Raw genomic sequence first — 12,193 nt, 5'->3', positions numbered from 1 at the left:
TTTCAAGGGGTGGGGTGTCGGGGCGGGGGAAATCGAAATCCCCCGCCCTGACCCTTTCTTTCCCGCCGCTTTCTTTGGAAAGAAAGCGGTGCCGCCGGAGGCTACGACTCCGGCCGGACGAAATGGGCCAACGGATCAGGCCGGGACCAGAGGACCACCTTCCCGGCCTGTCTGCTCTGTTTCACGTCGATGAGCCGCTGGTTGGAGCTCCCACGGAACAGGGCCTCATAGGACCTTTCCGCCAGCAGGAAGGGCCCGTCCACCAGCACGTCGGTGAGCGCCAGCAGCTCCAGGGCGCCGGGCAGGTCTCCTTCCAGCAATCTCTCATAAGTATACCCCGTATACACCCACACGTTCAAGCCTTTTTCCCGGGCAATCCGGGCCAGGGCGGCACACTCCGCCCCCTGGCAGAAGGGCTCCCCGCCAGAGAGGGTGAGGCCGTCGGTGAGGGGATTTTTCCCCAGCTGTTCCGCCAGCTCAGCCACGCTCACCTCCCGGCCCCCCGCCGGATCATGGGTGTCCGGGTTGTGGCAGCCGGGGCAGTTGTGGGGACAGCCCTGGGTAAAGACGGTAAACCGCAGGCCGGGGCCGTCCACAATGGAGTCGGACACAGTATTGGCAATGCGCATCTTGAAAACCTGCCTTTTGAAAAAACGGGCTGCCTCGGCAGCCCGTTTTGTTTATTGGTCGTCCACCACCTGGAAGATGTAGAACTTCAGATAGAGGGACTGGTCGGCCCCCCACAGCACCGGATGGTCGGGGGACTGGGTGCGGTACTCCACCTGCCGCAGACGGCGCTTGGCGTCCCGGGCGGCCTCCCCGATGGTTTTGGTAAACAGCTCCGGGGTCATGAAGTGGGAGCAGGAACAGGTAGCCAGATAGCCGCCGTTTTTCACTAAGCGGATACCCCGCAGATTGATCTCCCGGTAGCCGGTGACCGCCTTTTTCACCGAGGCCCGGGATTTGGTAAAGGCGGGCGGGTCCAGGATCACCAGGTCGAACTGCTCCCCCCGCTTCTCCAGCTCAGGCAGCAGCTCGAACACGTCGTGGCACTCGAAGCGCACCCGGTCGCTCATGCCGTTCAATTCCGCGTTGCGGGTGGCCTGGTCCACCCCCAGCTGGGAGGCGTCCACCCCCAGCACCTCCTTCGCCCCGCCCTTGGCGGCGTTGAGGGCAAAGGCCCCGGTGTGGGTGAAGCAGTCCAGCACCTTCCCGCCTTTCGCCAGGGGCTGGATGGCCAGCCGGTTGTACTTCTGATCTAGGAAGAAGCCGGTCTTTTGCCCCTCGGCCACGTCCACCAGATAGCGCACCCCGTTTTCCACAATCTCCACCACCGGGTCAAAGGGGTCGGACAGAAAGCCCTTTACCCGCTCCATACCCTCCTTGAGGCGCACCTTGGCGTCGCTGCGCTCGTAGATGCCACGGATGGAAACGCCATCCTCCTCCAGAATATCCACCAGCAGCCTCAAAATGGTGGATTTCAGCCTGTCGATGCCCAGAGCCAGAGACTCCACCACCAGCACGTCGGCAAACTTGTCCACCACCAGGCCGGGAAGGAAGTCGGCCTCTCCGAAGATGATGCGGCAGGAGGAGGTGTCCACGGTGTCCTTCCGGTACTGCCACGCAGCCCGGACACGGCCTTTCAGAAAGGCCTCGTCAATGACGGTGCCCGCCTTCCGGGACAAAACCCGCACGGCGATGGTAGAGGCCCGGTTGAGGAAGCCCACCCCCAGGGGGTAGCCGTTGTAATCCTCAATGGCCACCACGTCCCCGTCGGTGGGGTCGCCCAGGATTTCACTGATTTCGTTGTCGTAGATCCAGGGGCCGCCGGCCTTGAAGGACCGGCCCTCTCCCCGCTTCAGACGGATGATTGATTCTGTCATGCGCTCCATCCCCTTATACACCGTGCTTGACCCGGTCATGCTCCTCCGCCCGCTTGGCGTTGTTGAACCGGTCCAGGGTCCCCACCAAGTAGCCGGTGATCCGCCGGATGCGCTCAAAGGGCACCCCGTCGGCTTCGGTGCGGCCGCAGCCGGGGCACTGGTCCCCGATGATGCCGGAGAAACCGCACACCGGGTCCCGGTCCACCGGATGGTTCACGCTGCCGTAGCCGATGCCGCTCTCCTTCATGCAGCGGATCACCTTCTCAAAGGCCTCCAGATTGTCGGTGGGGTCGCCGTCCATCTCGATATAGCTGATGTGTCCGGCGTTGGTGAGGGCGTGATAGGGGGCCTCAATTTTGATCTTGTCATAGGCGGAGATGGGGTAGTACACCGGCACATGGAAAGAGTTGGTATAATATTCCCGGTCGGTGATCCCCTCCATCACCCCATAGCGGGCCTTGTCCAGCTTGACGAACCGGCCGGACAGCCCCTCGGCGGGAGTGGCCAGCAACGAGAAGTTGAGGCCCCGCTTTTCGCTCTCGGCGTCCATGCGGGAGCGCATGTGGGAGATGATCTCCAGGCCCAGCACCCTGGCCTTCTCGCTCTCTCCATGGTGGACCCCGATGAGGGCTTTCAGGGTCTCGGCCAGGCCGATGAAGCCCACCGACAGGGTGCCGTGCTTGAGCACCTCCCGCACCTCGTCCTCCCAGTCCAGCTTGTCGCTGTCCAGCCACACCCCCTGGCCCATGAGGAAGGGGTAGTTGTAAACGTGCTTGCGGCACTGGATCTCAAACCGCTCCAGCAGCTGATCCACGCACAGGTCCATCATCCGGTCCAGGGACTCGAAGAAGGCGTCCACGTCTCCCCGGGCCTTGATGGCCAGCCGGGGCAGGTTGATGGTGGTAAAGCTCAGGTTGCCCCGGCCGTTGCAGACCTCCCGGCTGGGGTCGTACACGTTGCCGATGACCCGGGTGCGGCAGCCCATATAGGCGATCTCGGTCTCCGGGTGGCCGGGCTTATAGTACTGCAGGTTGAAGGGGGCGTCGATAAAGGAGAAGTTGGGGAACAGCCGCTTTGCGGAGCACCGCATGGCCAGCTGGAACAGATCGTAGTTGGGCTCCCCGGGGTTGTAGTTGACCCCCTCCTTCACCCGGAAAATCTGGATGGGGAAAATGGGGGTCTCCCCGCCCCCCAGGCCGGCCTCGGTGGCCAGCATCACATTTTTCATCACCATGCGGCCCTCAGGGGAGGTGTCCATGCCGTAGTTGATGGAGGAGAAGGGAGTCTGGGCGCCGGCGCGGGAATGCATGGTATTCAGGTTGTGGATCAGGGCCTCCATGGCCTGATAGGTGGCCCGGTCGGTCTCCTTCACCGCCCGCTTGTGGGCGAACTGCTGGGCCTTCGTCACGTCCCCGAAGGAGGCCTCCAGTGCCTCCCGCTCGGCGGCGGCGTAGGCGTCCCAGTCCTCCAGCGTAGGCACCAGGCCGGTGCGCTCCTGGATACCCGCCATGACCCCTTTCAGCTCGCTTTCCGGGTCCTCCCGGTCCTCCAGCAGGGTGAGGGCCCGGGCCAGGTTCTGCCGGTACAGGCGGGCAAAGGTCTTGCGCACCCCGTCGGCCATACCGTAGTCGAAGTTCACCACGCTCTGGCCGCCGTGCTGGTCGTTCTGGTTGGACTGGATGGCGATGCAGCACAGGGCGGCGTAGGAGGAGATGTCGTTGGGCTCCCGCAGGGTGCCGTGACCGGTGGAAAAGCCCCCCTCAAACAGCTTCTTGATGTCGATTTGGCAGCAGGTGGTGGTGAGGGTGAGGAAGTCCAGGTCGTGGATGTGGATATCCCCCTCCCGGTGGGAGCGGGCATGGTCGGGATTGAGCACGAACATGTCGTAAAACTGCTTGGCCCCCTCAGAGCCGAACTTCAGCATGGAGCCCATGGCGGTGTCCCCGTCGATGTTGGCGTTCTCCCGCTTCAGGTCGGACTCCTTGGCCGCGGAAAAAGTGATATCCTCATAGGTCTTCATCAGGCGGGTGTTCATCTCCCGGGCCCGGCTGCGCTCCTCCCGGTAGAGGATGTAGGCCTTGGCGGTCTGCACATACCCGTTGTCCATCAGCACCCGCTCCACCAGGTCCTGGATGTGCTCCACGTCGGGCTGGCCCTCCCCCTCCACCTCCAGGATGGAGAGCACCTCGTCGGCCAGGCGGCGGGCTACCTCCTCCTTGTCCGGCTTGTAGGTGGCCCGGAAGGCCTTGTTGATGGCCTGGGCAATTTTTTCCTCGTTAAACTCCGCCAAACGGCCGTCCCGCTTCCTGATCTTGCTGAGTGTCATCGCTTTTCCGTTCCTTTCCACGCCATTTATTCCACACAACATCTTGTGTTACCGTTTCTTTGCGTCCCACTCATGATACCGTATCTTGATATCCCCGTCAAGGCGCAAAACAAAAAGCGCGCCCCAAAAAGGGGGCGTGCTTTTTGGCGGTTTCGCTGATTTTGTCCATTCGACACTTCTCCTCTTGACGGAGGGTTACAGCAGGATCAGCCCGTACTTGTCGGCCATATTTCGCAGAAAATCCTCCTCCAGATCCCCCGTACCGTCCCAGAAGGCCCGGCCCTGGTAGATCCGCAGAGCCTTTTCCAGCAGCTCCGGCACGTCGGAGAAGAGACACAGGGCGTCCTTCACCGCGTACTGGTTCTCAGCAAAAATATCCAGGTCGTCCTCCTCCAGAATGGCGATCTTCAGCGCCCCCTGGGGAGAGACCTCCTCGGCCATTAGAATGTCCTCCAGCAAGTCGGGGGTACACTCGATGGTCTCCCCCACGTCCACGTCGGGGGTGATGAACCGGGCCTCCTTCTCGCTGGCGCAGGGGATCACGTCTGGGTCGTGCTCCACCGGGGGAAAGGCGGAAAAGCCAATCCCCTCCACCGCCGCTTTCACCGCCGCCAGGTGGTCCGGTCCGGCGCCGCAGCAGCCGCCGAAGATCCGGGCCCCGGCCCTGGCGTAGGCGGGCGCCTGGGCGGCCAGCTCCGCCGGGGTACAGTAGGCGCCGGGCAGGCCGGCGTTGGGCTTGGCAATGAGCGGAATGGCGGCATAGGGGGTGAGCCGCTCCAGCTGCTGGGCCGTCACCGCCGGGTCGGTGCAGTTGAGGCCGAAGGCGGCCGCTCCCATGCCCTGCATGACGATCATGGCGGCCAGCACGTCGGTGCCCGTGGGCGTGCGCCCCTCCTCGTCACAGGTAAAGGACACCCACACCGGCCTGTCCGATACGCTCCGGCAGGCCAGCACCGCCGCCCGGGCCTCCGCCATGGTGGTCATGGTCTCCACCACGAACAGGTCCACCCCAGCCGCCGCCAGGGCGGCGGCCTGCTCGGTGTACACCGCCACCAGCTCCTCAAAACCGCTCTCTCCAAAAGGAGGGAGGGACAGACCCATGGGTGCCAGATCTCCCGCCACCAGACACTTCCCCTCCGCCGCCTGCCGGGTAAGCTCCACCAGCCGGCGGTTGTAGTCCGCCACCTGATGGAAGGCCCCGCAGCGGCTCAGGCCCACCCGGTTTGCCCCGAAGGTGGGAGCCAGCAGCACCTGGCTGCCCGAGCGGACATAGGCCCGCTGCACCTCCAGCAGCACCTCCGGGTGGTCCAGCACCCACTGCTCGGTGGAGACCCCTTGGGGCATGCCCCGGGCCATCAGCTCTGTGCCCGTGGCCCCATCCATGACCACAGGTAAGGGAATGGTGTCCATAATCCGTCTGTTCCTCCTATTAAAAAATCCCAGGTAACATAAACAAGTGGTATTCATAAAAATAGCCACACCCCAAGGGGTGTGGCTATTTTTATGGTACGCCCGAAGGGACTCGAACCCCCAGCCTTCAGAACCGGAATCTGACGCTCTATCCAATTGCGCTACGGGCGCGCAGGGCACGTTTTCTTTCACGTGCCTGATTATTATAGCAACCTTTTCCCGGTTTGTAAAGAGTTTTTTTCATTTTCTTCAAACCCTATTCCAGCTCCCCGGGCAGGAAGGCCTGATAGGGCAGCACGCTGGCCAGCTCCACCAGCAGATCGGAGAAGCCCCCGGCCGGATCCCAGCCCATAGACGGGGTGCGCAGTTCCGCCTGTCCCGGGGTACGGATGGGCAGGGAGACCACCGCCCGGCAGCCCCGGTCCTCCCGCTGCTCAAACACAAGGACGCCGCCGTGGGCCTCCGCCGCCCGGCGGGCCACACGCAGGCCCAGCCCCAGCCCCGACGGCCGGTCCAGAAGGCCGGCGGGCTCGCTGTCCGGCGGCGGCAGTCCGGGCCCGTCGTCCCACACGGTGAGCACCGCCCGGTCCTGGCGCACCGCCAGCCGCAGGCCCGTCCGTCCGCCTTCCCCCGCCGCCTTCAGGGCGTTGGAAATCAGCTCCAGCAGCATGCGCCGCAGCAGCCGGCTGTCCCCCCGGGTGAGCAGGCTGCCCTTCTCCTCCTCATAAGAAAAGGATACCCCCACCAGCTCCGCCAGCGGAGTCACCTGGGCGGCCAGCTCCCGGCACAGCCCCGCCAGGTCCAGACTGCCCTGCAAGCGGTCCGGCCGGTCCCCTTCCTCCAGCTGCAGGAATTCCACATTGCCCAGCATCCGCATGATCCGGTACAGGCTCTGGTTCAGGATGGCCAGATAGGGGTCGTACTTCTCGCCCCCCTTTTCCCGCACCACAGGGCTGAGCAGCTGAATGGACGCCGACAAATTGTTCATCTGCTCCCGCAGCTGCTCCAGCAGCAGCGGGCCCAGGTCGCCCCGCTCCTCCAAAGCCGTCCCCTCCTTCCGCCGGTGTGCCTTCAGTTTGTCCCGGCGGGCGGCTCCTCTCCCGCCGGAAAATTGGTAAGTTAAAGTAAGTATATCAAACCCACCCTCCCCCCGCAAGAAAAAATGTCGAGTCATGTCGAAACTGCCACGTTTACCGATAATCCACCCGTAATTTTATACAGTTTCCCCACTAAGTTTTTCGTTTTTTCTCTTTTCATTCCGGAAAGATTAGTCTATAATGGAGACGCGCAAGGAAAGGACAAGTTAAGACGCTATTTAGAACAAAGGAGAGATTCATTATGAGCATTAAAGTTGGCATTAACGGCTTCGGCCGTATCGGTCGTCTGGTGTTCCGCGCTGGCATCAATCGGTCCGACATCGAGTTCGTGGGTATCAACGATCCCTTCATGACCCCCGACTACATGGCCTACATGCTCCGTTATGATACCATGCACGGCCAGTTCGACGGTACCATCGAGTACACCGACGACGCCATTATCGTCAACGGCAAGACCGTGAAGTTCTTTGCCTGCATGGACCCCAAGGACATCCCCTGGGGCGAGGTGGGCGCTGAGTACGTGGTGGAGTCCACCGGCGTGTTCCTGACCCAGGAGAAGGCCCAGGCTCACATCGACGCCGGCGCCAAGAAGGTTGTCATGTCCGCCCCTTCCAAGGACTCCACTCCCATGTTCGTCATGGGCGTGAACCACAACACCTACACCGCCGACATGAAGTTCGTGTCCAACGCCTCCTGCACCACCAACTGCCTGGCTCCCATCGCCAAGGTGCTGCACGACAACTGGGGCATCACCGATGGTCTGATGACTACCGTTCACTCCACCACCGCCACCCAGAAGACCGTTGACGGCCCCTCCAAGAAGGATTGGCGCGGCGGCCGTGCCGCTGCCGGCAACATCATCCCCTCCTCCACCGGCGCCGCCAAGGCCGTGGGCAAGGTCATCCCCGAGCTCAACGGCAAGCTGACCGGTATGTCCATGCGTGTTCCCACCCTGGACGTGTCCGTGGTTGACCTGACCGTGAACCTGGCCAAGCCCGCCAAGTACGACGAGATCTGCGCCGCCATGAAGAAGGCCTCCGAGGGTGAGCTGAAGGGCATCCTGGGCTACACCGAGGACGCTGTGGTTTCCTCCGACTTCCTGGGCGACGCCCGCACCTCCATCTTCGACGCCGGCGCCGGTATCGCTCTGACCGACACCTTCGTGAAGGTTGTCTCCTGGTACGACAACGAGTGGGGTTACTCCAACAAGGTGCTGGACCTCATCGCTCATATGTATTCCGTGGATCACAAGTAAGTGACAGTCCCACAACCCCAAAAACACCCTGCGCCCGGTCCTTTTGGACCGGGCGCCTTTTTGTCTCCTCACTCCAGACCACCGGCTCAACGTTTTAGCGTGTAAAATTTTTGGCTTTATATGCAGTTTTCCCGGTTAAATGGGCAGGCGTTTCTTTGCTGCCGCTGGATCCACCTCATTAAAAATCAATTTTTATGCGCTTTATTGTATTTTCATTCCACTCAGACTGTGCTATAATAACCCTATTGTCCCGGTATCCACGGCCAGGACAGGAGAGTTGAAGTAAAAAGGAGTGTGTTTTCATGACCACCGCACAAATCCTGATCCTGCTGGCCATCGTGGTCTACCTGCTGTTCATGCTGTGGATCGGCTGGATCTGTGCCAAGAAAAACGAGTCCGTTGACGACTTCTATCTGGGGGGGCGGAAGCTGGGTCCCTTTGTCACCGCCATGAGCGCCGAGGCCAGCGATATGTCCTCCTGGCTGCTGATGGGGCTGCCCGGCGTGGCCTACCTCACCGGCCTGGCGGAGGCCAGCTGGACCGCCATCGGACTGGTTGTCGGTACTTACCTGAACTGGCTCATCGTAGCCAAGCGCATCCGCCGCTACTCTCACCGGCTGGACGCCATCACCGTGCCCCAGTTTTTCTCCAAGCGCTGGGGGGATGACCGGTGCCTGCTGTCCGCCATTTCCGCCCTGGTCATCATCATCTTTTTCATCCCCTACACCGCCTCCGGTTTCTCCGCCTGCGGCAAGCTGTTTTCCACCCTGTTCGGCATGGACTATGTCACCGCTATGCTCATTTCCGCCGCCGTCATCGTCATCTACACCGTCATGGGCGGCTTCCTGGCCGCCTCCTTCACCGACCTGATCCAGTCCATCATTATGACGGTGGCCCTGATCATGGTGCTGGGCTTCGGGGTAACCCAGGCCGGCGGCGTGGGGGCGGTGATGGAAAACGCCCGCTCCATGGCGGGATACCTGTCCCTGGACCGCATCTACGACCCCGCCACCGGCGGCTCCAACCCCTATAGCCTGCTCACCATCTGCTCCCTGCTGGCCTGGGGCCTGGGCTACTTCGGCATGCCCCACATCCTGGTGCGCTTTATGGCCATTGAGGAGGAGGCTAAGCTGAAGCTCTCCCGCCGGGTGGCCTCCTCCTGGGTGGTCATCTCCATGGGCGTGGCCATCGTCATCGGCCTGGTGGGCAACGCCATGACCAGCGCCGGCGCTCTGGAGCAGCTGGCCGACTCCGAGACCATTATTGTGCGCATTGCCAGCCTCATCAGCCAGTTCGGCGCTCTGCCCGCTCTGCTGGCCGGCGTGATCCTGGCGGGCATCCTGGCGGCCACCATGTCCACCGCCGACAGCCAGCTACTGGCCGCCTCCTCCTCCATTTCCCAGGACCTGGGCAATGATTTTCTCAAGCGCAACTTCAGCGGCAAGCGGGGTATGGTGGTGGCCCGGTCCGTGATGATCGCCATTGCCCTCATCGCCGCCTTTTTGGCCCGTGACCCCAACAGCTCTGTGTTTCGGGTGGTCTCCTTTGCCTGGGCCGGCTTTGGCGCTGCCTTCGGCCCCACCATGCTGATGGCCCTGTTCTGGAAGCGCTCCAACAAGTGGGGCGCGCTGGCTGGTATGATTACCGGCGGCGTCATGGTTTTTGTGTGGAAATTCCTCATCGCCCCCATGGGCGGCGCCTGGGCCATTTACGAGCTGCTGCCCGCCTTCCTCTGCGCGCTGGTCGCCATTGTGGTGGTCTCCCTGCTCACCCCTGCCCCCGAACGGCAGATTGTAGAGGTCTTTGAAGAAGTAAAACGATAACAACAAGGGCCCCCGGAACGATGTTCCGGGGGCCCAAAATATTCGCTTTGTTCGGGATTAGTACATACCGCCCATGTCGGGAGCAGCGGAGCGGGAGGAGCGGGCTCCTTCTTGTCGGCCCTCCCCAAGAAATCAGAGATTTCTTGGGGACCCCTATAATTTGATCTGCTCGGGCGGAGTGAATCCGCCCGGCATCAAGGTTTTGCCTCCGGCAAAACGCTTGTGACTGGTGGCCGACAAGAAGGGCCCCCGGAACGCTGTTCCGGGGGCCCAAAATTTGCGCTTTGTTTAGGATTAGTACATACCACCCATGTCGGGAGCAGCGGGAGCGGGAGGAGTGGGCTCCTTCTTGTCGGCCACCAGAGACTCGGTGGTCAGCAGGACGGAGGCGATGGAGGCGGCGTTCTCCAGAGCGGAGCGGGTCACCTTGGTGGGATCCACGATACCGGCGGAAATCATGTCCACATAGGTCTCGTTGTAGGCGTCGAAGCCATAGCCCACCTTGTCGGCCTTCTTCACGTTCTCCAGCACCACGGAGCCGTCGATGCCGGCGTTGGTGGCGATCTGGCGCATGGGCTCGGTCAGAGCCTTGGCAATGATGCGCACGCCGGTCTTCTCGTCGCCCTCGGCGCTCTCCAGCAGCTTCTCCACGGCGGGCACGGCGTTCACATAGGCGGTACCGCCGCCGGCCACGATGCCTTCCTCAACGGCGGCGCGGGTGGCGTTCAGGGCGTCCTCGATGCGGAGCTTCTTCTCCTTCATCTCTACCTCAGTGGCGGCGCCCACGCGGATGATGGCCACACCGCCGGCCATCTTGGCCAGCCGCTCCTGCAGCTTCTCCCGGTCGTAGTCGGAGGTGGTGGTCTCGATCTGGCTGCGGATCTGGTTGGTGCGGTTCTTGATGGCCTCAGAGCTGCCGGCGCCATCCACGATGATGGTGTTCTCCTTGGAGACCTTCACCTGGCGGGCGCGGCCCAGCATATCCATGGTGGCTTCCTTCAGCTCATAGCCCATATCAGCGGTGATGACGGTGCCGCCGGTCAGCACGGCGATATCCTCCAGCATCTCCTTGCGGCGGTCGCCGAAACCGGGGGCCTTGACGCACACCACGTTCAGGGTGCCGCGCAGCTTGTTGACGATCAGGGTGGACAGAGCCTCGCCCTCCACGTCCTCAGCGATGACCAGCAGCTTCTTGCCGGACTGCACCACCTGCTCCAGGATGGGCAGCAGCTCCTGAATGTTGGAGATCTTCTTGTCGGTGATCAGGATGAGGGCGTCGTCCAGAACCGCCTCCATCTTCTCGGTGTCGGTGACCATATAGGGGGTGATGTAGCCCCGGTCAAACTGCATACCTTCCACGACCTCGGAATAGGTCTCGGCGGTCTTGGACTCTTCCACAGTGATAACGCCGTCGTGGGAGACCTTCTCCATGGCCTCGGCAATCAGCTTGCCCACGGTCTCGTCGCCGGAGGACACGGTGCCGACACGGGCGATGTCGTCGGAGCCGTTCACCTTCTGGCTGTTGGCCTTGATGGCCTCAATGGCGGCGTTGGTGGCCTTGGAAATGCCCTTCTTCATCACCATGGGGTTGGCGCCGGCGGCCAGGTTCTTCAGGCCCTCCCGGATGATGGCCTGAGCCAGCAGGGTGGCGGTGGTGGTGCCGTCGCCGGCCACGTCGTTGGTCTTGGTGGAGACCTCCTTCACCAGCTGAGCGCCCATGTTCTCAAAGGGATCGTCCAGCTCGATCTCCTTGGCGATGGTCACGCCGTCGTTGGTGATCAGGGGAGCGCCGAACTTCTTGTCCAGCACCACGTTGCGGCCCTTGGGGCCCATGGTGATCTTCACGGTGTCGGCCAGCTGGTTGACGCCCCGCTCCAGAGCGTGGCGGGCCTCCTCGCCGTAGCAGATAATCTTAGCCATAATACATTACCTCCAATTTGAGTCGGGCGGGCTCCGCCCGGAAATCAGTTTGTTGACAGCAGGGGACGATTACTCCACAATGGCGAGAATGTCGCTCTGACGGACGATGGTGTACTCCTCGCCGTCCACCTTCACCTCGGTGCCGGAGTACTTGCTGGTGATGACCTTGTCGCCCACCTTCACGGTCATGGTGACTTCCTTGCCGTCCACCAGACCGCCGGGGCCCACCTCGATGACTTCGGCCACTTCGGGCTTCTCCTTGGCGGCGCCGGTCAGGATGATGCCGCTCTTGGTCTTCTCTTCCGCTTCCACCAGCTTGATAACCACACGGTCGGCAAGAGGCTTGAGTTTCATAATGGGTTCCTCCTTACATGTATCTTGATTTTCTTATTAGCAATTCATTAGGTTAGCACTCATTTTACCGGAGTGCTAACCACATGTAAGATAATACCCCTACCGGCCAAAAAAATCAACCCCCT

At 62.0% G+C, this 12,193-nt stretch carries 9 protein-coding genes and 1 tRNA gene; 2 read left to right on the top strand and 8 right to left on the bottom strand.

The window, feature by feature from the left end; genetic code table 11:
* Nucleotides 1-101 precede the first annotated feature (101 nt).
* The 6 genes from nrdG to B5F88_RS07395 form a co-directional block, all read right to left on the bottom strand.
* Entirely contained in the window at nucleotides 102-629 is a 528-nt protein-coding gene (gene nrdG, locus B5F88_RS07420) for an anaerobic ribonucleoside-triphosphate reductase activating protein (RefSeq protein WP_087343709.1), read from the bottom strand.
* 51 nt (nucleotides 630-680) lie between these two features.
* Nucleotides 681-1,883: a class I SAM-dependent rRNA methyltransferase gene (locus B5F88_RS07415; RefSeq protein WP_087343780.1), complete on the bottom strand. Its 1,203-nt coding sequence runs from the start codon at nucleotides 1,881-1,883 to the stop codon at nucleotides 681-683.
* Nucleotides 1,884-1,896: 13 nt separating this feature from the next.
* Nucleotides 1,897-4,209, bottom strand: coding sequence for an anaerobic ribonucleoside triphosphate reductase (locus tag B5F88_RS07410; protein ID WP_087343706.1), 2,313 nt, complete (start codon nucleotides 4,207-4,209; stop codon nucleotides 1,897-1,899).
* A 195-nt stretch (nucleotides 4,210-4,404) separates the two neighbouring features.
* Nucleotides 4,405-5,619: a homocysteine S-methyltransferase family protein gene (locus B5F88_RS07405; RefSeq protein ID WP_162612138.1), complete on the bottom strand. Its 1,215-nt coding sequence runs from the start codon at nucleotides 5,617-5,619 to the stop codon at nucleotides 4,405-4,407.
* A gap of 94 nt (nucleotides 5,620-5,713) precedes the next feature.
* Nucleotides 5,714-5,790, bottom strand: a tRNA-Arg gene (locus tag B5F88_RS07400).
* A gap of 85 nt (nucleotides 5,791-5,875) precedes the next feature.
* Entirely contained in the window at nucleotides 5,876-6,661 is a 786-nt protein-coding gene (locus tag B5F88_RS07395; protein WP_140402073.1) for a HAMP domain-containing sensor histidine kinase, read from the bottom strand.
* Nucleotides 6,662-6,957: 296 nt separating this feature from the next.
* On the opposite strand from B5F88_RS07395, the gene gap reads away from it, so the two are divergent.
* Nucleotides 6,958-7,971, top strand: coding sequence for a type I glyceraldehyde-3-phosphate dehydrogenase (gene gap, locus B5F88_RS07390; protein WP_087343697.1), 1,014 nt, complete (start codon nucleotides 6,958-6,960; stop codon nucleotides 7,969-7,971).
* A 302-nt stretch (nucleotides 7,972-8,273) separates the two neighbouring features.
* Nucleotides 8,274-9,794, top strand: a complete 1,521-nt coding sequence (gene putP / locus B5F88_RS07385) for a sodium/proline symporter PutP (RefSeq protein WP_087343694.1) — start codon at nucleotides 8,274-8,276, stop codon at nucleotides 9,792-9,794.
* A gap of 294 nt (nucleotides 9,795-10,088) precedes the next feature.
* Here putP and groL read toward each other — a convergent pair whose 3' ends face one another.
* Nucleotides 10,089-11,714, bottom strand: coding sequence for a chaperonin GroEL (groL, locus tag B5F88_RS07380; protein ID WP_087343691.1), 1,626 nt, complete (start codon nucleotides 11,712-11,714; stop codon nucleotides 10,089-10,091).
* Nucleotides 11,715-11,783: 69 nt separating this feature from the next.
* The gene (locus tag B5F88_RS07375; protein WP_087343688.1) at nucleotides 11,784-12,068 is read right to left on the bottom strand and encodes a co-chaperone GroES; all 285 of its coding nucleotides are present in this window, start codon (nucleotides 12,066-12,068) and stop codon (nucleotides 11,784-11,786) included.
* Nucleotides 12,069-12,193: the final 125 nt, after the last annotated feature.

It is taken from the genome of Flavonifractor sp. An306, assembly GCF_002159455.1.
In the GTDB taxonomy this organism is placed as follows: domain Bacteria; phylum Bacillota; class Clostridia; order Oscillospirales; family Oscillospiraceae; genus Flavonifractor.
This window is presented reverse-complemented; position numbering and strand designations above follow the sequence as displayed.

Excerpts from the sequence above, each read along its gene's own strand:
- putP (WP_087343694.1), top strand. The coding sequence starts at position 8,274 with ATGACCACCGCACAAATCCTGATCCTGCTGGCCATCGTGGTCTACCTG.
- B5F88_RS07375 (WP_087343688.1), bottom strand. The coding sequence starts at position 12,068 with ATGAAACTCAAGCCTCTTGCCGACCGTGTGGTTATCAAGCTGGTGGAA.
- nrdG (WP_087343709.1), bottom strand. The coding sequence starts at position 629 with ATGCGCATTGCCAATACTGTGTCCGACTCCATTGTGGACGGCCCCGGC.
- gap (WP_087343697.1), top strand. The coding sequence starts at position 6,958 with ATGAGCATTAAAGTTGGCATTAACGGCTTCGGCCGTATCGGTCGTCTG.
- B5F88_RS07405 (WP_162612138.1), bottom strand. The coding sequence starts at position 5,619 with ATGGACACCATTCCCTTACCTGTGGTCATGGATGGGGCCACGGGCACA.
- groL (WP_087343691.1), bottom strand. The coding sequence starts at position 11,714 with ATGGCTAAGATTATCTGCTACGGCGAGGAGGCCCGCCACGCTCTGGAG.
- B5F88_RS07415 (WP_087343780.1), bottom strand. The coding sequence starts at position 1,883 with ATGACAGAATCAATCATCCGTCTGAAGCGGGGAGAGGGCCGGTCCTTC.
- B5F88_RS07410 (WP_087343706.1), bottom strand. The coding sequence starts at position 4,209 with ATGACACTCAGCAAGATCAGGAAGCGGGACGGCCGTTTGGCGGAGTTT.